Source organism: Rhodopirellula sp. UH5, assembly GCF_056839225.1.
The window spans coordinates 1,959,320-1,984,470 of the sequence record NZ_CM166390.1 but is presented as its reverse complement, the minus strand read 5'-3'; the positions used below and the strand labels follow the sequence as shown (position 1 = coordinate 1,984,470).

Genomic DNA, 25,151 nt, shown 5'->3' with positions numbered 1-25,151 from the left:
CCCTGCTCTTCCCTGCATAAACCCCAACTCATGCGAATCCACTCTTTGAAAAGACTTGCACCAATCTTGCTGTTTTTCGGGGCGATGTGTGCTACCTGCCTTCCTGCTGCGGACTCTCGACCGAACTTTTTATTCGTTCTGACGGACGACCAGTCCTACGGGATGATGGGCTGCGACGGAAACGAGTTGACTCGGACGCCGAACATCGACCAGTTGGCTCGCGAAGGCGTGTTCTTTGATCGAGCCTATGTGACCAGCGCGATTTGCACTCCGAGTCGGATTTCGATTTTTCTCAGTCAGTACGAACGCAAGCACGGCGTGAATTTCAATTCAGGAACCAGTGTCGCGCCGGAGGCTTGGGCGAAGTCCTATCCTGTGATCATGCGAGAGAACGGGTACTACACCGGCTATGTCGGAAAGAACCACGCGCCGATTGGGAAAGGCGGTTACAACAGCGGTTTGATGGAAGAGTCGTTTGACTACTTCTACGCCGGACACGGGCACATCCGTTTTTATCCCAAGGATGTCCATGAGATCTTTGAGGGGGCGGCCTACGACACGCAAGTCGAAATCGTCAACGAAGGTGCTCAGGATTTCATGTCGTATGAACATCGCTTGGACGGTGCGGTGCGATTCCTTGACGAACGTCCGGCGGACAAGCCGTTTTGCTTGAGCATCTGTTTGAACCTTCCGCACAGTGCGGGAACGGGCACCATGCAACAGCGAGAAGGCGATGATGAGATCTACAAGTCGCTCTACCGTGACATCGAGATTCCTTTGCCGGAGCACTACGTTGCGAAGGACGAGATTGAGACGCCGCGTTTGCCAGCGGATGTGTTGCGAGCGAGCGAACGGCAGGCCAGCTACAACTTTGTCGACACGCCTGAGGCGTTGAAAGAACGCACGATTCGGCAAATGCAATCCCTGACCGGAATCGATCGTTTGATCGGGAACTTACGGACGAAGCTCGAGACCGAAGGCGTGGACGACAACACGATCATCATCTTCTGTTCCGACCACGGATTGTTCATGGGGCAACACGGTCTTGGTGGGAAAGCGTTGTGCTACGAGCAAACGACTCATGTGCCGCTGATCGTTTTCGATCCGGAACTGCCGACGGTGCTGAGAGGAGCTCGTTGCAACGAGTTGGTTCAGACGATCGACATCGCCGCGACGATGCTGGATTTGGCTGAGATTGAAAAGCCCGAAACATTTCAAGGTCTATCGTTGCGGCCACTGTTGAGTGGCGACGGCGGCGCGATTCGGGATTATGTTTTCACCGAAAACTTGTGGGTGACCCATTTCGGCAACCCACGCATTGAGGCGGTGCAGGACAAGCGGTGGAAATACATCCGGTACTACCGCAACGATTGTGTTCCCGCCTCGGTCAAGATTCAGGTGGCCAAAGATCTGGGTATCAAGTCGTCCACCATGCTGTATGGCATTCACGACAATGAAATCGCGCTGTATCGGAATTATGCAGAAGCTTCCTTGCGTGGCGAAGAACCGATTCACGAAGAGTTGTTTGATTTGGAAAACGATCCCGACGAATTGAATAGTCTGATCGACGATCCTGCCGCGAAGACGCAGTTGGAAGAGCTTCGCGGCGTTTGGAAACAACAACTCACGGACGCTCGCGGCGAAGGGTTTCCTGCTGTGCTTCGCTACACCGTCGATAGTGAAGAAAACTACAAGTCGAAGTGATGGATTCCGTTGTTGATTCAATTCCCACTCATCCAGTCAGTGCTCTCATGTTGAAACGAAGTCGTCTTTTATTTTTGCTTTTGGCGGTCCTGCTCGGCCTTTCTGCGTCAGGTGTCTATGCACAAGAGCGTCCGAACATTGTTCTGATCGTGGCGGATGACCTGGGCTTCAGCGACGTTGGTTTCAATGGATGCAAAGAGATCCCCACGCCGCGTTTAGACGAACTGGCGGCATCTGGAGTGGTCTTCACCAACGGTTATGCGTCGCACCCGTACTGCAGTCCCAGCCGCGCTGGGTTGTTGACGGGCCGCCATCAGCAACGTTTTGGACACGAGTCCAATCCAGAACCGGAGACGCAGTGGCACGGGGAAGACACCCCGGGGATGCCACTGACGGAAAGAACTTTGGCGGATGCTCTGAAGGAGGCAGGTTACGTCACCGGTGCGGTGGGAAAGTGGCACCTTGGTGATGCAAGGCCGTTCTGGCCCAATCGTCGTGGGTTTGATGAATGGTTTGGCTTCAGTGGAGGCGGATTCAGCTATTGGGGCGACTTGGGCAAAAAGGATCCTTCTCTGGGTGTGCACCGCGGGGACGAACCGGTGGACCCCAAAACGTTGACCCATTTGACCGACGACTTTTCAACCGAAGCGGTCAAGTTCATCCAGCGTCACGAGACCGAACCGTTCTTTTTGTATCTGGCTTACAACGCACCACATGCACCTGACCACGCGACGCGAGCGCACCTGCAGAAGACTGCACACATCGAATACGGAGGTCGGGCTGTTTACGGGGCGATGGTCGCGGGGATGGACGAAGGCATCGGTCGAGTCGTCGACCAAATTCGCGAATCGGGGTTGGACGAAGACACGTTGGTCATCTTCTACAGCGACAACGGTGGTCGTCGCGAGCATGCGGTGAATTTTCCATACCGAGGTCACAAGGGCATGCTGTTTGAAGGCGGTATTCGGGTGCCGTTCTTGGTTTCTTGGCCGGGAACGGTTCGACGCGGTGTGAAAGAACACTCACCGATCACTGCGCTCGATTTGTTTCCCACCGCACTTGCAGCCGCGGGAATGGACCCGACTCGAAATGAAAAACTCGATGGCCAAAACCTGTTGCCTGCGTTGACCGATGCAGACAAACGTTTGCCGGAACGCTCTTTGTTCTGGCGATATTCGATGGGCAACGATTCATATGGTTATGCGGTTCGCGATGGGAATTGGAAGCTGGTCGACAGTCGTTACAAAGAACGGAAATTGCTGTTCAATCTCGCGAATGATCCTTGGGAGCGGAACGATTTGGCGGATCAGCATCCCGAGCAGGTGGCTCGTTTGTCGGGAATGATCCAGGCCTGGGATGCCGACAACGTGGCGCCAAAGTGGAGCGACGCTCATGGTGCGAACGTCCGGAAAGAAGAAGACGCACGAAGCGAGGCCGTTGAGAAAGCCTCGCGGGGCGAGCGTTCTCGATAGGTTCTTGACCTGAACTCGATGATCATGCCGGTGCCAGTGAAAGCGTTGTTCCTCGGCGAGGACTCCGAAGCAGGTCGGCAGGAGTCTTTCCGCATTTGGACTGTTTCGGAAAGCGTTGTTGCTCCCACGTACAACCGGGGCGTACGCCCAAACGGCTCACATGATTGCGCCCGATCATTCCTGCCGACCTGCTTGCATTTGGGGCGGAAGCATGGGGCGTGACACCGACCTCTGACTGAGTCATTGTTGAGCAATTGGCAACCTTTTTGTCCCAAGCGGTTGCGGCTCAAGCAAGGATGTCGTGAAGCACGTTCCCGTGAACATCGGTGAGTCGAAAATCGCGACCACCGCTTCGGAAGGTCAACTGTTCGTGGTCGATGCCAAGCTGATGCAGAACAGTTGCCCAGAGGTCATAAAACGTGCACGGGTTTTCGACGGCATGGTATCCCAGTTCGTCCGTTGCGCCGTAGACAGTTCCGCCTTTCACGCCGCCTCCTGCCAACCACATGCTGAAGCCGAATGGATTGTGGTCACGGCCAGCGGATCCTTGCGAGAAGGGCGTTCTGCCGAATTCCCCGGTGAACACGACCAAGGTTTCATCGAGTAATCCGCGAGCGTCTAGGTCTTGGAGCAATCCGGCGATCGGACGATCGACCTCATGTGCCATGGCGCGATGTCCTGTTTCGAGGTTGCCGTGTTGATCCCAAGGATGTGAGGAGGCGGGCGCAACCGTCGCCGGCGAAAGGCACGACAGTTCGACAAAGCGGACGCCTTTTTCAACCAACTTGCGAGCCAGCAGGGCTTGTTTCCCATAGGCTGCGGTCATCGGGTCAGGATCATCGATGCCATACAGCTTGTGCGTCGCGGCAGTTTCATCGGAGAGGTCGCAGACCTCAGGAACAGAAGTCTGCATGCGAAACGCGGTCTCATAGTTTTTGATCGCGGCATCGACCTGTTGGTTACGTGATTGAGCTGCGAAGGATTGATCGATTTGGGCGACGAAGTCAAGCTGTCGCCGCTGCATGTCGGCTGCCTGAGCCGGTTGGATGTGAGGGATCGGCTCTTGGCGGTCGGATTGCAGGATGGATGCTTGGTGTTGGGCGGGCAAGTAGCCGCTGCTGAACACGCCGGCCCCGCCCAGAGGCGGAAGGCCTCCGTCGCTTTGCAAGACTACGAAACCGGGCAGGTTTTCGTTGGCGGATCCAAGACCGTAACTGATCCAAGCACCTGCGCTGGGGTGACCTAGAAACGGGAATCCGGTGTGAGCAACATAGTTTCCTTGTGAATGTTCGTTCACTGTGGTTGTCGCGGAACGAACCACCGCCAAGTGATCGGCACACTTTCCGATTTCGGGGAACAGGTCGCTGACTTCCAGTCCGCTCTCGCCGTACCGATTGAACGCGAAGGGGCTGCCAAAGATGGAACCATTGTTGTTGAACTGAGTCTTTTCGACTTTGCCGGGCATCGCTTGGCCATGCCGTTTTTTCAGCTCCGGTTTGGGGTCAAAGGAATCCACATGCGAGACTCCACCCGACATGTAGCACAGGATGACCTTGGTCGCTTTCGGTTGGATCGAAAGGTTTGCCGGAGCCGCATGAAGGCGGTGTTGCAAACTCGACAGCGCCAGCATGCCAAACCCACTGCTGCAGGATTTCAACCAGTGACGACGAGAGGCGAGATAGTGCGGGGAAGGCTCAGCGGACATAGAGGAACTCCTTCATGTTGATCAGTGAATGCGTGAAATCGATCCAGTGCTGTTGCGGTTCCGGGAACGCAGGGCTCGTGTCTCGTTGCCGCTGAAGTTCCGCCTGTTTTGCTTCGAGCGTGAGCAGGCGATCTCGCGTTGCCGGGGACAGAGAGTCAACGATGGCCTGACGCGAAACGATGTGTGTCGCGTTTTGGGCCAGGGATTTAACTTGCTCGGATGACAGTTCCTGATCGTAAAGTCTCGCGGAAAACAGGCGTCCCTTCAGCATTCGACCTTTCGAGAGGCCGGTGCCGTGGCGCATGCCGAAGATCACGTGTGAGCGATCGGCTGGAAAAGATTGCACCGTCGTTTGATAAGCCTTTCCGTAGGCCTGACCATTGCGATAGCAAGTGATCTTTCCGTCGTTGCCGTACGTGATCACCAGATGGACTGGTTCGGTGTTGGCGACGTCTTCGGCGGTGCCCTGGAAACTCTGTGTCCGTTTGCTGTAGTCGCTTCCGCTCATCCAGCGTTGTGGTTCCCGTTCAGCGAACACGATGGCATCGAACAGCAGACCATCCGTCGTTTGCACCGAGATCACACCGCCACCGATTTGTTGGAGGTCATCCAATTGCACGACGACTTCCAGCGATTTGGCGGACAAGGTCACGGGCAAGGGATCCGAGGTCGCCCAGCCATTGCCATCGACAATCAATGCCCCATCCTGGATCGCTGCCGAGCCATGCAGCGTCAGGTCCTTCGCGGTGGAGTCGGATTCGGACAGTCGTTGAAAGTCCCACTCCTTCAAAGGACTTGGACGGGAAGACGAATCAGGAGCTGTCGTGGATGGTTGCTGCAAATCAGCGTCATGAATTTCGCTCTTCGCTGCGATCAAATGCTGGCGAGCGGGAAGAAGGATCGTATCGATCTCTCGAGTGGCCTCCGCAATTTCTTGGTCGAGCCGCGAGATTTTTTGGCGGAGATCGTTGTAGTTCACTTCGCTTTGATGCAAGAACTGCTCGGCCGCTGCGACTTGCGCCGGAGTCGGTTCTCGTCCGAAATGCTGTTTCCAACTGGCCCGGATTTTGGCGGGAGTGTCTGTCAGCGACGGATCCGCTAATAGGCTCTCAGCGGAAGACTTCGCCGTTCCCACCACAAACGGGCTGTTCAGCATCATCAAAGCTTGAGCCGGAACGTTGGTCACATCGCGACGTCCTTTGCAGGAAAAGGGAACCGGGGCATCGAAGCTGGCCAGGAACGGATCCATGTTGTTGCGGATCACACGGACGTAGACCGACCGGCGATCGCTGTTCCCCGCGACGGAACCTTGCGGCGGAGTTGTCTGCAAACGCCCCGATACAAACAGCAATGAATCCCGAATGGCTTCGGCATCCAATCGAGTGGTTGTTCGGTAGGAGAGCAACCGATTTTTTGGGTCAAGCTGCTCAGCCGTTTCGGTTGGCTGGGACTGCTGTCTCCATGTCATGGAGGTCACCATTTGGCGGATCATCGTTTTGAGTGACCAACCGTTTTGGCGGAACTGAGTGGCGAGGTAGTCCAACAGTTCTGGGTGCGTTGGTTGGTCACCCAAGCGTCCAAAGTTGTCCGTCGTTGCCACGATGCCGCGGCCAAACAGATGGTGCCACAATCGGTTGACCAGCACGCGAGTTGTGAGCGGGTTTTCATCCGCGATCAGGTCTTCCGCGAATTGGCTGCGGCCGCTGAGTTGCGTTTGACAGGGGGACGGATCAAACGCTTCCAGGAATCGTCTGGGAATGGGAGCACCCGGCTGTTTGTGATCGCCGCGAAGATACAAGGCTTGGTCCTGCCCCTTCCACTCAGCAACCGTTGGGATCCGCGTCGCGACAGGAATTTCGGCTTCCAATTGACGGTAGCGTTCGATCAGCGGTTTGGCCTTGGGAAGCTGATCCAGCGCGTTGGGCAGCAGGTTGTGTTGCAAACACGCGTCCAATAGCAACGCTTGGGAATCGCTGAGCGTTTCGCTTTGCCAGGCTTCGATCGCTTGCTCGATGACGTCTCGGTAGAGCGTGGCGAGGTCCTCCATCGACTGGAGCTGGCGGGTTCGAGCCGCTTGAAAAACAGGTGACTGAGATTCCTGGTAGTCGGCCGGTGGACTTTGCCCCGGTGAGGTGACAATCGCTTGACGAATCCCAAACCAAGATCGGTCGCTGTTCTTGACCAGCAAGGGAGCGTCACGGGCGGTGGCCAATTCAATGTGTGCGTCATCGCCTTGCCAGTAACTGAGATTGAACTCCTGCCAATGCCATTGTTTCGCCTTGGGACCCGCCAGATTGTTGACTGGGTAAACGGTTCCATTGCGAGGATAGTTTTGGACCACATAGCGATTGGATGCCTGGCCATCGCCCGCGATTTGCAACCATAGACGCTGTTCCTCGCCCACGCGGAAGTCGGTGGATGTCAGCACACCGGGAAGCTTGTCGCTGAGAAGGTGTGAGAAGAGACCCGCAGGATAGATCGCTCGAAGGGCTGCGTTGGGATCGTTGACCGAGACTGAAAACTCGCCTGCCGGTGTGGGGGTCGGTTGACGATCGGCGCTCGCGCGATCGACAAGTCCATCGCCATAGGCAAACCATTCGTTGGCCGGTTGTTCGTTTGCCAAGTTCCAATTGTGAGGGAAGCTTTGTTCAGCAAATCGACGCTGTTCTTCTAGCAATGCGTCGTGCTCCTGAACCCGGCGTTGCCACGCGTCCTCGAATGACGAACCCGCTTTGATTTCCCTCTGCAGGGAAGTCCACAGCGCAACCAAAGCACCGGGACCTTCTGTCTGCGTCGGATTCGCGATCGAGTCCTGCAGTCGAGCGACGAGTTGGTCAGCGGCGGGCCGCCAGTCAGCAGTGATCGCGTCGCGAATCGAAGGTTTCAGGTTGGCGAGTGAGTCACGGTGAATGTTCAATCGTTGAGGCAGATCGATGGCAGCCCGGGCAGGCCGCGTGGATCCAACGATTCCCGCAAGGGCGTAGTAGTCGGCTTGGCTGACCGCATCGAATTTGTGGTTGTGGCAGCGTGCGCACGAAACCGTCAGCCCGAACACCGCTTTGCTGACGACATCGATCGCGTCGTCCGTGAATCGCACCCGCTCGTCCAAGGCATCGGTGGGCGCGAATCCATGAAAAACCATCCGCCAGTGGGCCGTTCCGATGATCGACTCATTGATCCCGAGTTCGGGATTGATTCTCGGTTGCGCGAGTTGGTCCCCGGCGATGTGTTCTCGGATCAGTTGGTCGTAGGGCACGTCAGCATTGATCGCGCGGATCAAGTAGTCGCGGTACAGATCCGCTCCAACGATAGGCGGATCGCCTTCGCTTCCATGTGACTGAGCGTATCGAAACCAGTCCATCCAGTGGCGAGCCCAACGTTCGCCAAAATGGGGAGAGTCGAGCAGTCGATCGACAAGTTGTTCGTATGCGTTGGGGGTATCATCGTTCACGAAGGCATCGATTTGGGCCGGAGTCGGCGGCAATCCAATCAACGCGAAATGCAGCCTCCGGATCAGTGTCACCCGGTCAGCTTGCGGGGAAGGACTCAAACCGGTGGCGTGCATCTTGCGATACACAAATTGGTCGATCGGTTGGTTGGACCAACCTTGCTCTAGATCAGGAATGGGAACCTCGCGGATGGGTTGGAAACTCCACCACTTGGCTCGCTTGTTTCGAATGGCGTCCCAAGACGTGGACTTGGCCAGCGCTTCCGGGGATGGCGGAGCGTCTCGTGGATCCGGTGCTCCCATGGTGATCCATTGTTCGAAGTCAGCGAGAATCGCAGGGCTCAACTTCTCGCCCCCTTCGGGCATTTCGAGTCCTTCGATTTCATGTCCCATCACTTGCAGCAAGAGACTGTTGCTGGGGGAGTCCGCGATCGCTTTTCCTGACTGACCGCCAGTTCGCAGCGGTTCGTTCCAGTCCAAGGCAAACTCACCTTCCTGAGCCGAATCGCTGTTGTGACATTCATAGCAGTGTTCCACCAACACCGGTCGGATCTTTGATTCGAAAAACTCCACTTGAGCGTCCGAAAGTCCTTCGTCGGCATCGGCTGCCACGACGCTCGCGGCGATCAAGAAGCTCAATGCATACCAGCGGAGTGAATTCATTTGAATTGCCTGGAGGAGGGACACCGCGAAGGGGCCGACGCCGCTGTTGGGTGTCGCTGACTCCGCGATGAAGGCAACGAGGCGTCGTCACGACCTCGCGGGTGCTGTGGGGGCACATGGGTGGGAGGCATTGGGTTTCAATGGCCTTGGAGGAGGGATTGTACCCCGTGGGTCGGCGGTAAGCCACCAAACGGATTGCCAGGCAACTCAGTCTTGCAATTGAGGGCAGATGGAAGGGAGTTCACCCGACTTGGTGGTGGATTGGTTGACGATCGACAATCGTTCCGTGAAGTGGAACGGGACCAGCGATGTCTTCGCCGGTTAAACAGGAGTCATTGGGCATTGGAGCTGTTTTGACGAACGTCACTGTTCCCACATGCAACCGGAGCGATTGCCCAACCAGATCACATGGTTCTTCTCGATCATTCCTGTCCACCTGCTTCGACCTGCCGGCAAAGTTCGATGGCAAATTGTTTTGCGGTCGCGATATCGGATGCGCTGAAGTCGGCCGCAACCATCTCCGTCAACTGGTGGACCAATTGATCGGGGCGTTTGAAATCGTCACCGTTGACACGATGGCAATTCACCTCTTGCTGAAGGTGCCCCATGGCGGAAATCGCTCGACGATGGTGAACGGCATCCAGCCCGACCGGTGGTCTCGGACTTTCAGTGTTGACCACGATCAAAATCGCTTGCGGCCACGCGGATCGAATCTCGCGATGCATCAAAGCGAGTTTCGGTTGTGTCGCACCAATTGGCATCTTTGAATTGGCTGACTTCAAACGCCGGTCAGCCCACATTTTCAAGTGGCAAATACGGAACGCTTCATCAGCGACAAGATGCTGAACCGGATCAACGACCAAGTGGTTGCAAACGGTATCGAGCCCCGGCGCACAATAGGAATCCAGTGCTTGGTCGATTGATCCCGGTGGCGGTGCGTTTCCGAAAGAGATGCCCATGCGATGCAGGATGGCTGCGACGATCAGTCGGTGCTTCCGGTCCATTCCAACCACCACCACGACGGGACGATCGATCTGCAGGTCGTAGAACGATCGCGCATCGGGAAAGAAGTTGGCTTCGACGTGCTTTCGTTTGATGTTGCTGTAGCCCGCTTCCTGACCGATGAGCCAGCGATCGGGACAATACAGCCCCGCGTCAAGCGTTGCGTGCATCTCACCGAAACGATGGTCAATGTGGTGTTTCTCGCCCCATGAGTCTCGGTCATGCAAATGAGCGACCACCCTTTGCATGGCGGTGGCACCGCGTAACGCATACGCGTGGCTCCGATGCACATTGAACGGCCTGTAGACATGCTCGGTGATTGGGATCGGTAGACCTCGCTCTCTTTGGATGTGTTGCCCGCCCAGGTAAACCCATTGCCAATCACTCGGAAGTTCCATCGCGAACCGTTGGAAGAGTCCACTGAATTCGGGATGGCAAAACGCGTCGTCTTCCATCACGAGCAATGATTGGACTTGATCGTTGATGGCTTGCTCGATCACGAACTGATGGGAGCGAAAACAACCCCAGGCGGCATCCCCCGCAACCCACCAGGGTGGAGCAGGGATTCGTGAGCCATCCCATGCCGAGAACCGCATTGGTTTGGGAAACGGCCAGTCGGCCGGCAAAGCTTGATAGAAACGGTGCAGTCGCTTGGAGTCGCGATCGAGATTGATCACGACAGCACGCTCGATTTCTATCGTCATCTACTCGCCCTCGTTCGCTTTCGGAAACCATGGATTCAATCGTGATGGACGCGGGTGAGCACTGAATCACTGCTCGATGATCGATTTTATCGCGATTCCATTGCGTGTGGGGACCGAGGGGGGGGAGATCGACTGACGCCGCCGGAACGGGGTGAGCTTGCTTGGTAGGCCGACGCGCCGCCCACGGATGGGATGTGAATTGCTCGCTGAGGAGTCGGGGACCCTTCTTTCAGTCGCGACACATCGTTTCGCCTCATCCGTTTGATGCACCCGTTTGATGAGTCTGGACCAGGAACTGACCAATGTTTTGGCGAACGCGCCTGATCGCTTGGATGATCCAAAAATCCCGTGCATCTTCCTCGAGAGAATGGTTTTACTTCGACGTCTTGCTTGTCCGCTCGGACAGAACTTGATTCATCCAATCCCAAGCTGCTGAGCGGTACCGGTTGGGGCGATTCAGCCAGCGATCGTTGTGTCCAGCCTTGGCGAATTCATTCGGGAATGGGCCAAGTGCTTGGGTCGTGTTGACTGACAGGTAGGTGAAGTTTTGTGCGTTCGGGAGGACGTCAAGGACAAATTCCTGGGTGGCATACGAACCATTTTGGCAAACCAGATACGGACGATCCCTCACGCGTTTGAGTCGCTGGCTCGCTTCGGATCGATATCTTGCGAGAGGACTGCCCCAGTCGGTCCCTTTCCACGCACGCACACCGTCAAAGTGGTCATGGGTAACAAACGCCGTCCAAAGATTCGCGATTTCATCGTCATGCAATCCGATGTAGTTCACCGCGATGGCACCACGGGAAAAACCGCAGAGAAACACACGGTCAGGATCCGCCGAAAATTGACGCATGATCCGAGGAACGTTGATCTTCGCATATTCAACCGTCGCCTCCTCGTCGCCCCACCAGGTGATCTGATTGCGTTGACGATCGTGACGAATGAATGGCAGCGTCACCCAAATGAATTGACCGGCGGACAGCCCAAACCCCAACCCCGCATCGGCCACTTCGCCGGTTGATCCCGATGCCGGATAGTGATTGCCGGTGTATTCGAAAATGATCGGCAATGATTCGCCGTCGGCGGTCCATTCGTTTGGAAGGTAGATCGAGTGATGGACGTCCGTTCCAGCGTATTCAATTGGCGTGACGGAAACCCGTTTCCCCGGTTGAGGATCACCGTTTGTGAGCGTCGGAGTTCGCAGAATCCGATTCGAATCGATCGGCAGTGGCGACTCAGCCGTTGTCGAAGTCGCGAGTCGAAGCAATAGCAAGCAGCAGGCGAACAGTCGAAGGCTCATCGGGAAGCAGTCTTGGACGTGACAGGGAACCGGGCGAGAAAACGAGTCCCTGTAGTTTAGCCGCCCTTCGTCAGTTGAACGCAATTCACTCGGCCGTCGGTCAAAACCTGCTCGGTGAATAGGGAGCTGGGTTCAAGTGTGGTTCTTGTCCGGTGATCATCTCGGCAATCAAGCGACCCGTTGCCGGCGCCAGACTGAGCCCCAGCATGTTGTGTCCCGTTGCCAGCAAACCATTTTTGAGTTCTGGAAGCGAACCAATGATCGGCAAACTGTCCCAGGTCATCGGTCGCCAACCAAACCACTGCGATTGAGCCGGTCCATCAACGGAGGCGACCAAGTAGGGGCGTGCCGAATCGCGAAGTTGCTGGATTCGGTGCTCGGGAATCGTCGTGTCGTAGCCAGCGAATTCCATCATTGACCCAAGGCGGAGCCCTTCGTCGAATGGCGAAACACCGACTTTGTGTTCGGGGAACAAAATGGCATGATTGGGCGAGTGATCGGGCTTCGAAAGCGTGACCGAGTAGCCCTTCCCTGGTTGGACCGGGACGGAGCATTGCAGCTCCGTTTCCCACTTGGTGCTCCACGCTCCCATCGCGAAAACGAAGTGGTTGCTGTTGAAGTCGCCTTGGTTGGTTTCGATGGCAACGATCCGGCCGGCTTCTTTGCGGATTGATTTCAACTCGCAGTTTTCGACGAACCGAACGCCGCGTTCCTTCAGGTTCGCCGCCCACTGAGAGTTCAATTTATCGGGACGAACCGAGGTGTCGTGCGGATACAAGAACGCACCCGCCAATCCTTCTTTCAAGCCGGAATCAAATTTAGGCAGGTTGTTTCCGTCGATGCGAGTCGCTGGGATGCCGAACTCTTCGGACACCAGACGATCAGTTTTCGCGAACGACTCCATGCCGCGTTCGGATTGCAGAACGTACAGCAGGCCCTGTTCCTTCCATTCGCAATCCAGCTTCAGCCGATCCATCAGCAAGTGGTATTCGCTCATCGAGGCTTCCAGGATTGCCTGCAGCGGTTTGCCCGCCGCCAGCATCTGCTGGTGCGTGCAGCGTTTAGCGAATTGGAGCATCCATTTCCACAACGCCGGATTGATTTGGGGTTTGACTCGAAACGGAGATCGTGGGTTGAACACCGATCGCAAGGCGACGGAGAAGGCCCCCGGTTCCGTCAGCGGCAGCGCATGGCTGGGGCAGATGTACCCGCAGTTTGCAAACGAGCATTCGCCCGCGATGGAGCCGCGATCGATGACGGTGACATCGAGCCCCGCCTCCGCTAAATAGTGAGCGCACGCGATTCCGACAACACCCGCCCCAACGAGGGTGACGGATTCGGGCGATGAGTTGACGTTCATGATCGAGTTCTCATGAACAGGTGTAGGATTTACCCGACCAGTTCTTCCACCAAGTTTGGAAGAGTGCCAGTTGCTTCTCCGCAAATCGGGCTTGGCTGGGGGCAAGCGAGTCTGATGCGTTCAGTTGGAATTCGTAGTCCGCGTCGCCCAACAGGAACAACAGGTACTTGTAGTAAAGAACCAAGTCAGGGCCTTCGTCGAACGTCGAGAGGACAGTCAGTGCGTTTGACAACTCACGGGCGTATTGATCGGCCTCGCAATCGCCTTTCGCGGCTGCTTCGCACAATTCAACGTACTTCAGGACCTCAACAGGAAGGCAGTTGCCAATGCCTGTGATCGCACCAGTGGCACCGCACTTCACGAACCCGTGATAGACCTGGGTGTCGACTCCCGCCATCAACAACACATCGTCACTCGTGTGAGTGATGTGTTCGCCCGCGTAGGACAATGATGCGGCACCGCCGAACTCTTTGAATCCGACCAAGTTCGGGAAGTCAGCTCGCAAGTCGAAGAACAGGTCCGCTTTGGTTTCGAAACCGTAGTAGGGGCTGTTGTAAATCACTGCGGGAGTATTCGGCGCCGCGGACAGAATTGCAGCGAAGTGATTTCGTTGGGCGGCTGGCGAGGTGGCTCGCGAAAGCACACGCGGAATCACCATCAAACCTGCCGCACCGACTTCCGCCGCATGGCTGGCATGAGCCGCAGCCAACGACGTGTTTTGGGCGCCGGTTCCGACCACCACGGGAACACCCGCCTCGGTCAGTTCGCGAACACCTTGTTGGCGTTGTTCATCCGTCAGCAGTGGCCAATCGCCCATCGACCCGCAATACACAACGCCCCTCATCCCCGCGGACATCATTTCCTTGCCTTTGCGAACCAGCCCGGCAAAGTTAATCTTGCGATCGGCGTCACAGGGTGTCATCAGGGCGGGAATGCAACCCTGAAAGATAGAAGCGTCGATGGCGGGTTGGCTGGTGCTCATGGCAAGGTGACTCTGCAATCGCAATGGGAAGGTGGAAGTTCGGTCACAGGATAAATGTTGGCGGCGTGGTTGTCTTGTCCGAGGCTCGACAAGCAACTTGAAAATGCGCACAATTGAATCATGTCGTCCAACCCCTTGCCTGACCAGCTGTTCGAACTGCTCGCTGAACCCTTCACGGCGGAGCGTTTGTTTGATGGTTTGCACGACACGGTGTACTTCATCAAGAACGCTGACGGGCATTACGTCGTCGTCAACGAGACACTGGTGCAGCGTTGCGGTTTGAAGCAAAAGTCACAGTTGATCGGTCGCACTTCGGAGCAGATCTTGCGGGCACCGTTCGGGGCCAACTTCACGGCGCAAGACAAAGCCGTCTTGCAATCCGGCAAACCACTCGAAGCCCAATTGGAATTGCACCTGTATGCGTCACGAGACGTGGGGTGGTGCCTGACGAACAAGTATCCGTTGCGTGGACGCGATGGGGACTCGGTCGGGGTGGTCGGAATCTCTCGCGACCTGGGCCGGCCGAACAAATCCAGCGACGACTATCAAAGCGTTGCCAAAGCGTTGGCGCACGCGGAACGCAATCGCGACAAACCGACCAGTGTCACTGAGATGGCCGAAGTCGCCAACCTTTCACGCTTCCAACTGGACCGTCGGATGCGAATCGCGTTTGGCCTCAATACCGGCCAGTGGTTGCTGAAGCAACGCATCGATTTCGCATGTCATCATCTCGAGACCACTCAGCAACCGATCGTGCAAATCGCACAAGAAGCTGGCTACGCCGATCAAAGCGCCTTCACTCGGCAATTTCGACGGGCGACGGGGCTCTCACCCAGCCAGTATCGCAAAGCCAAGCAAGACAACGAACTCTGATGGCTTGCCCGCCGATGGGCGGGGGCAAAAGCGATGCATCGGTTGGTGGCAACCTCTACAATGAGACGGAGGGCCAACGGCAATCAGGCGGGCCAACGGATTTCATGCCTCGAAAGGAACGGTTGTGATGAACCCAGCAAAACGAAATGAGATGACGCGTGTGAATGTTCCAGTGCGACGTCGCCAGTTCATGGAGGTTCTCGGTGGTGCGTCCGCTGCTCTGGCGTTGAGCGACGTGGCGATGATGCATGGCTTGCCGCGGGTCAGCGCGGCGGAAGCCAAACTGGATCACAACACGGTTCGGTTCAGCGATGACATCGAGCCTCTGGTGCGGTTGCTCGAGGACACTCCGCGCGAACGCGTCGTCCAAGCGTTCGCGGACAAGATCCGCAGTGGGACCGGCTACCGCGAGGTGCTGACGGCGTTGTTGTTGGCAGGGATCCGAAACGTTCAGCCTCGACCTTCTGTTGGGCACAAGTTCCACGCCGTGTTGGTCGTCAACTCGGCGCACTTGGCCAGTCTCGGTTCCCCGGATGAAGATCGCTGGTTGCCAATCTTCTGGGCGTTGGATTACTTCAAGTCCGCGCAGTCCAGGGATGTCAACGAGGGCGACTGGACGATGTCGGCCGTCAACGAATCCGCCGTGCCGCCGCCACATCAGGCCAAGCGTGCCTTCGAAGAAGCGATGCGGAACTGGGATGTGGAAGCTGCCGACGCCGCGATCACGGGCTACGTTCGATCCGCGGGAGCCAATGAAGTCTTCGAGTCGATGGCCTACTTTGGTTGTCGTGACTTCCGCAGCATCGGGCACAAAGCGATCTACGTCGCCAATGGTTTTCGGACGTTGCAGTGCATTGGGTGGCGGTATGCCGAACCGGTGCTCCGATCGCTGACCTACGCCTTGCTCAATCACTCCGGCGAACCCAACCCATCGACGAGTGACTTGGCCGCGGATCGTGCGGTTCGAGTGACGGAACAACTGGTCCTCGAAATGGATCCACGGTGGAATGAGGGAAAGGTGGATCATCAAGCTGCGATCGAGCACCTGCAAACGCTTCGCCAAGCGACACCCGAGGATGCGGTGCGAGAAACGGCGAAGCTGATTCGATCCGGTGTGCATCCTCAATCGATCAGCGACGCGTTGTTCTTGTCGGCAGGCGAAATGGTGATGCAACAACCCGCGATTGTGGCGTTGCACTCGGCCACATCAACCAATGCGTTGCAGTACGCCTACCGAACCGCCGCCAAGGATCAAAACCGAATGCGATTGCTGCTCCAGAACGCGGCGTTCATCCCGCATTTTCGGCAAGCGATGGATTCTCGGGGCAAGGTGAGTGATTCACAGATCAACGAACTCTCGGCGGATTCATCCAGCGACGATGCCGTGAGCGTCGACCAGATCTTTGACTCGGTCGGTCAAGATCGTTCGCGTGCCTCCGCGGCGACTTACCAGTACCTCGAATCGGACGGCAAGGCGGAGGATCTGATCCATGCTGCCCGGCAGTTGACGTTCCTGAAAGGCAACGACTCGCACGACTACAAATACAGTTCCGCAGCGCTCGAAGACTACTACGCGATCTCACCGGAACTGCGAAACCGCTACTTCGCCGCAGCGACCTATTTGCTACCTGGGAAAAACGACCGAAACAATTCGCTGGTCACGCGTGTCCGAGAAGCGTTGGCGTGAGGCGGTTGTTTGCGAGTGGCTTTGGGTTGGTGTCAGCCAATTCTCGATTCATCATTCACGACGGCTCCCGCACACAACCGGCGCCAATGCCCAAACGGCTCACATGATTCTTCCCGATCCTTCCTGCCTACCTGCTTAGGGGATGGCGACGGCATCAGGTACGGTTTCCAGCGAATGGTAGGCGTGTTGTATCTGCGTTTCTTGAACACGAACGATCCGTAGACCGGAAGGATCCTTTCCCAGCGGTCGGCCGACGGGACCGGTGGTGATCATTTCCATCTCGCCGGCTTGCCCGTACGCGTTGCGGTGGTAGTGTCCGGCGAAGATGGCTCGCACGTTGGCGGCTTTCAATTGCGCAAGCAACGGCGTGCGTCGCACCAAGGGAATGTTGAAGTACTGGTCTGGCTCGTCTTCTTGTTCCAAGAACAGCGGGTGATGCAGGAACACGAAAATGTGTTTGGCTTCCTTCACTCTTGGGTGCTGGAGTTGCTGCTCCAACCAGCTCTGCTGTTGTTGCAGTCGCTCGGGAGCTCCGCTGGGATCTTTTAGCAAGCTTGAATTGAGCACGACGTTGAAAACGCCACCGACCCAAAATGAAAAGTAGTCGTCGCCAAAATGCTGGTTGTAGCGAGCAATGGACTCTGCCGTGGGACGATTTCCGATGTCATGGTTTCCGCAGACGCAAACCAGTGGGATCTCGGGATCGATCTTCGAAAAGTCTTGCTGGTACTGGCTGACCTGAGCCTCGTAGCGGGCTTGGTCGGGGGTGGCATTGGTGAGGTCGCCGCAAACGATCACGAATCTCGGCTGAAGGCGATTGATGTGTTCGACCGCTTGGTCAACGAGCACCTTTTCTTTGTCCAGCCCTTTGTTGCCGGTGAACATGCCGTACTGAGGATCGGCAAGCTGCATGAAAAAGAAGGGCTTGTCCCACGTTTGTTCGGTTTGCGGGTCAAACGCTTTGAAAGTCCGCTCGCTGGCCTGTTGAAAACGATTCGTATCGATTTCTGCTGGTTCATCTGCCGACAGAAACGGCGTTCCAAGCAAACAGAAAATGATCGGAAAGATTTTGGTGGATTGATTCATCAGACTTCTGATGGTGAAGGGAATGCTATGACGGAAGACCATTCTGATCTGTTCGCACCACGTCGCTTTCGAGGTCGGCGCTGGGAGACGAAGAATTTTGGTCTTTGGCTTCTCTCTCAACCTGTACAAAAGAGGCCACGAACGAGACGAAGAGGAGCATGAAGCAAATGTCGGACGGAAAATCGCGGAGCAGCCTCCTGTCCTCATCGACGTGCAGAACGTGTGCTTGTAGCAAAGAATACAGGTAGAACAAACCGATCAAGAGAATCGCCTTGGTGGCCGTTCGGAACAGCAGCTTGATCAAGTATTGCATGATTCGTATTTCGGAATGTTTTGTGCCGTCCGGTAAGGCCATGGAGTTGTGCAGATTACCAGTTCACTTGTCATGGGACCACTTGGCTACCGTCCGTCTCCACGACCAACGTAACCTGCCCACCTGCTCAAGCATCCCGGATCCGCTCTAATGCGTGTCTGGATCGGTTCGAAATCTTGGCTTGGAAAGCAGGAGCGTTGACACATGGTGACGGAAACCAAAACAGCAGGCAAACGAAAGACGAAGACGACGAAGACGGAGCGTCGCCCGAATGTTTTTCACCAGCGATTGGGGACGTTGACGTATCACCAAGCGGTCAATCTGTTGGGAGAGGAAGGCTCGCAGTTGATTCGAACTGGCGGGCAAAGCTTTGAGATCCAATCCGACCGAGACGTTTATCTTGGTGGAGATTTGTTTCGAGTTCGAGTCGAAGATGCCCCGATCGAGGGCGGCTTTGCGATCGCGACGATCACGCTGAATTCGGACCGCAAGAAACAGCTCCAATTGAATTGCGATCAATGCGAGGTTCCTTGCGAACACCTGGGGGCCGCGCTGGATTATTTGCTCGATGCGAAATCCGTTTTGGGGTTGGCGATGCCGCCGGATGAATCCGTGCCGCTCGAGAATTTGACCGCCAAGGAACTTCGAGAGCGAGCGATCGCGGAGCGAACCAAGCGTGCCCAAGAAGAACGCATGCGAGTTCGATCGATGAAGACAGAAACGCCCTGGACGGATTATGTTGTCACCAGTGAACGTTCCGGACGCACTTACCGAGTTGCGATGCGTGGATTTGACGATGGCGAATCGTATTGCACTTGCCCCGACTTTCGCACGAATCGGCTGGGGACGTGCAAACACATTTTGCATGTCCAGAAGAAACTCAAGAATCGTTTTTCCGCTGCGAAGCTTCGTCAGCCCTACCAACGCAAACAGATCTCTCTGGCCGTCCATTATGGATCGTTCGACGGCGGCACCCCGAAAGGGTTGATGTTTCATCTGCCGGCCAAGGTGGATGAATCCGTCGTCGAAATTGTCGGCGACGGGGCAACGAAACCGATGCTCGCGGCCGACCTGGTGATGAACCGCTTGAACGCGATCGAAACGGCTGGGCATGACGTCAAAATCTACCCGGATGCGGAAGCGTTTCTGCAACGCGAATTGATGCAGAAACACATTCGGCATGAATGCGACCGGATCCGCGCATCCATCAGTGATCACCCGTTGCGAACGAAGTTGCTGAACGCTGAGTTGTTGCCGTATCAGCTTGATGGGATCGCGTTCGCCGCTGGAGCGGGAAGAGCGATTCTTGCCGACGACATGGGATTGGGCAAAACGATCCAAGGCATTGGCGTCGCGGAATTGCTCGCCAACCTTTCCGATATTTCTCGCGTGCTGGTCGTTTGCCCGGCTTCGCTGAAAAGCCAATGGAGAGACGAAATCACTCGGTTCAGCGGACGTTCTTCGCAGATCATTCTGGGGAAGGGCGACGAACGGATCGAGCAATACCAAGGGGATGCGTTCTTCACGATCTGCAACTACGAACAAGTCCTGCGCGATCTGACGGCCGTCGAAAACGTGCCCTGGGATTTGATCATTCTGGATGAAGGCCAACGGATCAAGAATTGGGAATCCAAAACGAGCAACGTGATTCGGCAATTGGAGAGTCCGTTTCGGTTGGTTTTGTCCGGCACGCCACTTGAGAATCGTCTGGGTGAGTTGTTCACGGTCACGCGTTTCATCGACGATGATTTGCTGGGGCCTGCGTATCAATTTTTCAACCAGCATCATGTGGTGGATGATCGAGGCAAAACGCTTGGTTATCGACAACTCGATGTGCTGCGTGAAAAGATGCGGCCCGTGTTGCTTCGCCGGACACGTGCGGAGGTGGCCAAGCAACTTCCCGATCGGACCGACGAGATCATTCGTTGTGAAGCGACCGCGGAACAGAAGGAAGCTCACGATGCGAACATGAAAATCGTCGCTCAAATTGCGGCGAAGAAGTTCATGACCGAAATGGATCGGTTGCGAATGCAGAAGTGCTTGTTGATGGCACGGATGGCTTGCGACAGCACCTACCTGCTGGATCAAGAGGCGGATGAATACAGCAGCAAACTGGATCGATTGGCGGAATTGCTGGAGGGGTTGATTGCGGACCCGACTCGCAAGATCGTGTTGTTCAGTGAATGGCGACGAATGCTCAACCGCATCGAGAACCGTCTCGACGAGATCGGGTGCGACTACGTTCGGCTGGACGGCCAAGTGCCTCAAAAGAAGCGAGCTGCACTGGTTTCACGGTTCCAGAATGATCCGGACTGCCGGGTGATCAACATGACCAACGCTGGTTCCACGGGGCTGAACCTGCAGGCCGCCAACACCGTGATCAACGTGGATTTGCCATGGAATCCTGCGGTCCTGGAACAACGCATTGCTCGCGCCTATCGGATGGGGCAGGAGAACCCCGTTCATGTTTACAAGTTGGTCACGACCAGTGAGCCGACACCGACGATCGAAGAAGGTTTGCTGACAACACTGGCGTCCAAGCAAGATCTCGCGGATGCGTCGCTCAACTTTGACAGTGACGCGTCCGAAGTTTCCATGCAAAGCGGGATGGAGGATCTCAAGCGGCGGTTGGAAGTCATTTTGCCTCCGCCGATTGCGGCGCCGGTCGACGAAAGTCAGCAGCGACGAGTTGAGGCCGAAGCCGAGAAGCTCGCTGCCGAGCGAACCGAAAAGGTTTCTGCTGCAAGCGGGCAGTTGGTGACCGCCGCGCTTTCATTGGCGGGTGAGTTGATGGGAAGCGGGGCGTCACCGTCCAGCGAGACCGTCGACAAGCTGACCGAGCGATTGACACAGTGCGTGGATCGTGACGAATCCGGCCGGCCTCAGTTGCGGATCAGCTTGGAGAACGATGAGTCATTGCGTTCCTTGGCGACAACGCTTGCCAAGCTGCTCGGATGAGCCCGGGACGAGGTGGACGGTTGATTCATTGGAACGCCCTGCGGGGTTGGGACGGTGATTTTGGTAACCCGAAGCGTCAGCGAGGCCCACACGGCATTCCCAACGCCGGCCCCATCCGGGGCGAGAATCGTCGCCGAATGCTCCTTCGGTCCGTGCCCCGTCATCGCCTCAGCCGCCCAGATTTTTCAGTTTGCAATTTACAATTTCACTTTTTCAATCGTCCCCCTTCTCATGGTTCACCACCTGTCGCCGCTCCGCGGCTTGTTGAGCGAGGGGGTGACGCCCGAGACCGCGGGTTGAAAACCCGAGGCTGACAACTGCCACCGCTCCGCGGTTGTTCGATCCCCCGAACACACCCAGTCGCGGAGCGACGGAAGCCGGAAGCCTTGGGTTTTCAACCCAAGGTCATACGCCAACGACACAAGTCGCCAAGTCGCGGAGCGACGACAGTTGTTTGCCGCCCCGTCGCCGCGCGATCCCCAACGCCGGCCCCGTCCGGGGCGTTGTTTTGTTTTTCGTGACGGGTCTCGGGGCTTCCGCCGAATGGCACTTACTTTAGATTGAGTCTTCAGTTGCGATAATCTTGGCACAGTTTTTGCGCATTCAGGCTTCCTTTCTCAAAAAGGAGCCATTTTGGCATGAACGATTCCGAGCGAAGCATGCAAGCCGACCAGCAGTTTGACCGCTCCTTCGAACTGCTGCATCAGCTTGTCAACTTCGAGGATGCGAACGAGCTTTTTGCCCAGCGAGCTCACACTGTCTACACCGCCTGCGTTGTCCTTTGGATGCTCGTCTACCAGCGTCTCAAGCCCGATGCCTCACTCGAAAACGCGGTGAAACACCTGATCGAAACTAGGCCGAGCTATCTTCCCGAGAACAAACGACTCGACGAAAACACGATCTCGACCGCATCGGGTGCCTACAGCCGAGCGAGATCTCGACTGCCTCTGGATGTCGTTCGTTGGTTTGCCGAGGAAGTCAGCTCCGGCATCATTTCGGCCACCGAGCCTACATTCAACCAACAACGCGTGTTCCTGATTGACGGAACCACGATGGCTCTTGCACCGGAAAAAGAACTCCAACAAGCGTTTCCACCGGCAAGCAACCAACTCGGCGAAGGTATCTGGCCATGCGCGTTGTTAACCGTCTTTCATGAACTCGCCAGCGGCGCTGCAATGCTTCCGCAAGTCGGACCGATGTACGGGCCCGAGGCAGTCTCCGAGACGCAACTTGCTCGCCAAGGTTTTGAGCAGCTTCCCGAGCACTCGATCATTATGTCCGATGCGGGCTTTGGGATCTTTGGAGTCGCGTATGAAGCCATCAATGCAGGGCACGACATTTTGCTGCGAATGAAGAAGGCTAACTTTCATTCGCTGCAGAAGAATGCCGAGCTGATTGAGCAATCCGAACATCACAAAAGTTACCGACACACGTGGATACCCACGAAGAAGAATCGCCAGACCCAACCGGAGTTGCCCGCGGATTGCCAGTGCGATGTTTTTCTGCACGAGGTCAAGGTTACCGACTCGCTGACGCTTTATCTGGTCAGCACGCTGGCCGACGAAGCTTTCACGTTGGCCGCATTATTTGAGCGTCGCTACGATGTAGAAATTGACATTTGCAACTTCAAGGTGGTGATGGATGCCGAGAATATCCGTGCCAAGAGTGTCGACACATTCATGAAAGAACTCTACACGTCAGTCGTGGCTTACAACCTGACCAGTCAGCTTCGTATCGAAGCGGCCGCCATGGAGGAAGTTCCGCCGCGTCGAATGAGTTTCAAGCGAACGTGGACCACCTTTCAGACTTTTTTGTTGCGACACATGCACACCGAGCCTAGCCAGTGGCGCGAGGCCTACCGAACCGCCCTGGCGATCGCCCGCAAAGACAAGTTGCCAATTCGAGGCAAACGCAGATACCGACGCGAGGCGTACCGCAAACGGCCCAAAGACGCGCAATACGAAAAGCGAAAGAAACCACCGTCAAAACTGAAAGACTCGGATCTAAAGTAAGTGCCATTCGGCTTCCGCCCCGAGCTAAGGAAGTCGGCCCCATCCGGGGCGAAGAATGTCGCCGCGCGATCCTCCGGGGCCCGTTCCCGCGTGATGGGCTTTCTAGCCGAGCGTTTTCCAAGCCCGTCGAGATGGACACCCGACCCGGATCGGGTTTCCAAAAGACAACGCCCAACGCATACGCTTGGAGCTACTTCCCGAGAATGGCGTCGCGGAGGGTTGGTCGCCATTCGTCTTTTTGAGGATCGTAGATTCCGAACCCGGAGTAGAACTCCCAGTAGGCGATTCCGATTCGCCGCTCGATCGCTTCATCGGCGACGAAACGAGTCCATTGGTTTCGCGAATCGATGTCGGCTTCTTGGTAGGCACCGAATTCACCGAGATAGATCGGGATTTCGTTTTCAACGCTCCATCGCAAGGCTCGATCGAGATCGTTGCGAACGGCCTTTTGTTGCTCAGGGGTTCCGGTCCAGGTGGTGCCCTTCCATTGCTTGGATTCATCGCCCAACCAACTGGCACCTTGGTGCGTGAATTGAAACGGCGAGTAGTAATGGAAGGTCGCGACCAAGTTGGCACGATCTTCGGGGAGCTTGAGGAACTGCAACGCTTCAATGGAATTGAAGTTGGCTGGTCCAACCACGATCGTTCGCTGGGGGTGTTGCTCACGGATGATCGGCAACGAATCCGCCATCAGGCGATTCCATCGGCCCGCGTCCAAGTTTTCGTGAGGCTCGTTGAGGACTTCGAATACCAGGTCATCCGGTGCGCCTGCAAATTCGTCCGCGATTTGACGCCACAATGCGAGGAATCGATCGTGATGTTGTTCAGGGTCGGCGTACAAGCCCTCGTAGTGATGAATGTTGATCATCACTTTCAGATCCCGGCGAAGTGCTTCGTCGACCACCCAGCGAACACGCTGCATGAACTGGGGATCGATCGTGTACGGCGAAGTGTTCGAAGCGTGTGTCGACCAGCGAACTGGTACACGAACGGAATCGAATCCAGCCTGTTGAATCTGATCCAAGTGTTTGGCTTCCAAGCGTGGTCCCCAGTCGCCTTCACGGGGAGCTTCCAAGGTGTTGCCAATGTTGACCCCACGACCGAAGAAGGGCGTTTGGGCTCGGAAGAATTCAGTTGTTTTGAGTTGTTCCAGCAAACGAGACTCGCTGACTGCGCGAATGCGTTGGATCACGATCGAGCTTTCCTGATCAGGTTTCTCGATCATGACCGACACCGACTGAATTTTTGCCGCGTCAAACACCACGTCGGTTTGACCATGCCAGCTACCAAACGCGACTCGAATTACTCCCGACGAGTTTGCGGGCACCGTTGCCGCTGCGGCACTGCTGCCGTCGCGACCTTGGGATCCCGGGTTGCGAGTCGACATCACAACCTTGACCGGTTGGTCCCCTGGGTTGAAGACATCGGCTTCCAATGCATCAAAGGTGTTCAAACGAAGTGGTGTGTTGGTGACATTGAACTGCACGTTTGGGTACCCGTTGCTGGGCGGAACCGTCAACTGCATCGCCCCATTGGGAGAACGTTCGATCTGGGCATTTTGAGAGGTGATGTGGATGTTTGTCTGTGGATTCTCGCCAAACAAAATCATTTCGCCGTCCGTGGCCATTTCATCGTCGGAGGATTGTGCGGTGAGATTGGTCGAGCTGGACCCGATCAACCCTGCTGCGAAAAGAACCATGACCGGGAGCCATTGGGGCAGACGAAAACCAACACCAGGTGTGCGAACGGACATTTCTAACTCGAGGGGAGATCGTGGGGATGAGTGCCGAGGTTCTGATACCTCTGCCAGCAATCATATCCCATCCGAAGGCAAAACGAAGATGCACCAATCGCAGCCCAAATGGAGCGTCGTGTTCAGCTA

15 protein-coding genes are annotated in these 25,151 nt (G+C 56.2%); 6 read left to right on the top strand and 9 right to left on the bottom strand.

Annotated elements, in window-relative coordinates:
- Positions 1-30 precede the first annotated feature (30 nt).
- Positions 31-1,704 carry a sulfatase family protein gene (locus UH5x_RS07335; RefSeq protein WP_482635244.1) on the top strand — a complete coding sequence of 558 codons (1,674 nt, stop codon included), beginning with the start codon at positions 31-33 and terminating at the stop codon, positions 1,702-1,704.
- A 47-nt stretch (positions 1,705-1,751) separates the two neighbouring features.
- On the top strand, positions 1,752-3,176 hold the full coding sequence (locus UH5x_RS07330) for a sulfatase (RefSeq protein WP_482635243.1): 1,425 nt from the start codon (positions 1,752-1,754) through the stop codon (positions 3,174-3,176).
- Between the two features lie 286 nt (positions 3,177-3,462).
- On the opposite strand, the gene UH5x_RS07325 is transcribed toward UH5x_RS07330, so the two are convergent.
- From UH5x_RS07325 to UH5x_RS07300, 6 genes are all read right to left on the bottom strand, one after another.
- On the bottom strand, positions 3,463-4,881 hold the full coding sequence (locus UH5x_RS07325; protein ID WP_482635242.1) for a DUF1501 domain-containing protein: 1,419 nt from the start codon (positions 4,879-4,881) through the stop codon (positions 3,463-3,465).
- The gene (locus tag UH5x_RS07320) at positions 4,871-8,992 is read right to left on the bottom strand and encodes a PSD1 and planctomycete cytochrome C domain-containing protein (RefSeq protein ID WP_482635241.1); all 4,122 of its coding nucleotides are present in this window, start codon (positions 8,990-8,992) and stop codon (positions 4,871-4,873) included. Before UH5x_RS07320 ends, UH5x_RS07325 begins: the two co-directional genes overlap by 11 nt.
- A 422-nt stretch (positions 8,993-9,414) precedes the next feature.
- Positions 9,415-10,698, bottom strand: a complete 1,284-nt coding sequence (locus tag UH5x_RS07315) for a glycosyltransferase family 25 protein (RefSeq protein ID WP_482635240.1) — start codon at positions 10,696-10,698, stop codon at positions 9,415-9,417.
- A 373-nt stretch (positions 10,699-11,071) separates the two neighbouring features.
- Positions 11,072-11,998 (bottom strand): alpha/beta hydrolase family protein, encoded by a 927-nt coding sequence (locus UH5x_RS07310; protein ID WP_482635239.1) that lies wholly within the window; start codon positions 11,996-11,998, stop codon positions 11,072-11,074.
- Positions 11,999-12,098: 100 nt separating this feature from the next.
- Positions 12,099-13,358: an NAD(P)/FAD-dependent oxidoreductase gene (locus tag UH5x_RS07305; protein WP_482635238.1), complete on the bottom strand. Its 1,260-nt coding sequence runs from the start codon at positions 13,356-13,358 to the stop codon at positions 12,099-12,101.
- Positions 13,359-13,368: 10 nt separating this feature from the next.
- The gene (locus UH5x_RS07300) at positions 13,369-14,340 is read right to left on the bottom strand and encodes a dihydrodipicolinate synthase family protein (RefSeq protein ID WP_047812974.1); all 972 of its coding nucleotides are present in this window, start codon (positions 14,338-14,340) and stop codon (positions 13,369-13,371) included.
- 120 nt (positions 14,341-14,460) lie between these two features.
- Here UH5x_RS07300 and UH5x_RS07295 point away from each other — a divergent pair, with 120 nt between their 5' ends.
- Both UH5x_RS07295 and UH5x_RS07290 read left to right on the top strand, forming a co-directional pair.
- Positions 14,461-15,213 carry an AraC family transcriptional regulator gene (locus tag UH5x_RS07295; protein WP_047812975.1) on the top strand — a complete coding sequence of 251 codons (753 nt, stop codon included), beginning with the start codon at positions 14,461-14,463 and terminating at the stop codon, positions 15,211-15,213.
- Positions 15,214-15,340: 127 nt separating this feature from the next.
- Positions 15,341-16,900 (top strand): hypothetical protein, encoded by a 1,560-nt coding sequence (locus UH5x_RS07290; protein WP_047812976.1) that lies wholly within the window; start codon positions 15,341-15,343, stop codon positions 16,898-16,900.
- A 135-nt stretch (positions 16,901-17,035) separates the two neighbouring features.
- Here the strand turns inward: UH5x_RS07290 and UH5x_RS07285 are convergent, their stop codons facing one another.
- Positions 17,036-17,986, bottom strand: a complete 951-nt coding sequence (locus UH5x_RS07285; protein WP_482635237.1) for a serine/threonine-protein phosphatase CPPED1 — start codon at positions 17,984-17,986, stop codon at positions 17,036-17,038.
- 25 nt (positions 17,987-18,011) lie between these two features.
- Positions 18,012-18,299, bottom strand: coding sequence for a hypothetical protein (locus UH5x_RS07280; RefSeq protein ID WP_482635236.1), 288 nt, complete (start codon positions 18,297-18,299; stop codon positions 18,012-18,014).
- 204 nt (positions 18,300-18,503) lie between these two features.
- Between UH5x_RS07280 and UH5x_RS07275 the strand changes: the two genes are divergently transcribed.
- Together UH5x_RS07275 and UH5x_RS07270 are read left to right on the top strand one after the other, a co-directional pair.
- Positions 18,504-21,257, top strand: a complete 2,754-nt coding sequence (locus UH5x_RS07275) for a DEAD/DEAH box helicase (RefSeq protein ID WP_482635235.1) — start codon at positions 18,504-18,506, stop codon at positions 21,255-21,257.
- Positions 21,258-21,895: 638 nt separating this feature from the next.
- Entirely contained in the window at positions 21,896-23,269 is a 1,374-nt protein-coding gene (locus UH5x_RS07270) for an IS4 family transposase (RefSeq protein ID WP_482635234.1), read from the top strand.
- A 190-nt stretch (positions 23,270-23,459) separates the two neighbouring features.
- Here UH5x_RS07270 and UH5x_RS07265 read toward each other — a convergent pair whose 3' ends face one another.
- Positions 23,460-25,022, bottom strand: coding sequence for a glycoside hydrolase family 5 protein (locus tag UH5x_RS07265; RefSeq protein ID WP_482635233.1), 1,563 nt, complete (start codon positions 25,020-25,022; stop codon positions 23,460-23,462).
- Positions 25,023-25,151 lie beyond the last annotated feature (129 nt).

Coding starts and splice junctions, on each gene's coding strand:
- UH5x_RS07335 (WP_482635244.1), top strand. CDS start 31: ATGCGAATCCACTCTTTGAAAAGACTTGCACCAATCTTGCTGTTTTTC.
- UH5x_RS07290 (WP_047812976.1), top strand. CDS start 15,341: ATGAACCCAGCAAAACGAAATGAGATGACGCGTGTGAATGTTCCAGTG.
- UH5x_RS07305 (WP_482635238.1), bottom strand. CDS start 13,358: ATGAACGTCAACTCATCGCCCGAATCCGTCACCCTCGTTGGGGCGGGT.
- UH5x_RS07320 (WP_482635241.1), bottom strand. CDS start 8,992: ATGAATTCACTCCGCTGGTATGCATTGAGCTTCTTGATCGCCGCGAGC.
- UH5x_RS07325 (WP_482635242.1), bottom strand. CDS start 4,881: ATGTCCGCTGAGCCTTCCCCGCACTATCTCGCCTCTCGTCGTCACTGG.
- UH5x_RS07285 (WP_482635237.1), bottom strand. CDS start 17,986: ATGAATCAATCCACCAAAATCTTTCCGATCATTTTCTGTTTGCTTGGA.
- UH5x_RS07300 (WP_047812974.1), bottom strand. CDS start 14,340: ATGAGCACCAGCCAACCCGCCATCGACGCTTCTATCTTTCAGGGTTGC.
- UH5x_RS07295 (WP_047812975.1), top strand. CDS start 14,461: ATGTCGTCCAACCCCTTGCCTGACCAGCTGTTCGAACTGCTCGCTGAA.
- UH5x_RS07265 (WP_482635233.1), bottom strand. CDS start 25,022: ATGTCCGTTCGCACACCTGGTGTTGGTTTTCGTCTGCCCCAATGGCTC.
- UH5x_RS07275 (WP_482635235.1), top strand. CDS start 18,504: ATGGTGACGGAAACCAAAACAGCAGGCAAACGAAAGACGAAGACGACG.
- UH5x_RS07310 (WP_482635239.1), bottom strand. CDS start 11,998: ATGAGCCTTCGACTGTTCGCCTGCTGCTTGCTATTGCTTCGACTCGCG.
- UH5x_RS07315 (WP_482635240.1), bottom strand. CDS start 10,698: ATGACGATAGAAATCGAGCGTGCTGTCGTGATCAATCTCGATCGCGAC.
- UH5x_RS07330 (WP_482635243.1), top strand. CDS start 1,752: ATGTTGAAACGAAGTCGTCTTTTATTTTTGCTTTTGGCGGTCCTGCTC.
- UH5x_RS07280 (WP_482635236.1), bottom strand. CDS start 18,299: ATGCAATACTTGATCAAGCTGCTGTTCCGAACGGCCACCAAGGCGATT.
- UH5x_RS07270 (WP_482635234.1), top strand. CDS start 21,896: ATGAACGATTCCGAGCGAAGCATGCAAGCCGACCAGCAGTTTGACCGC.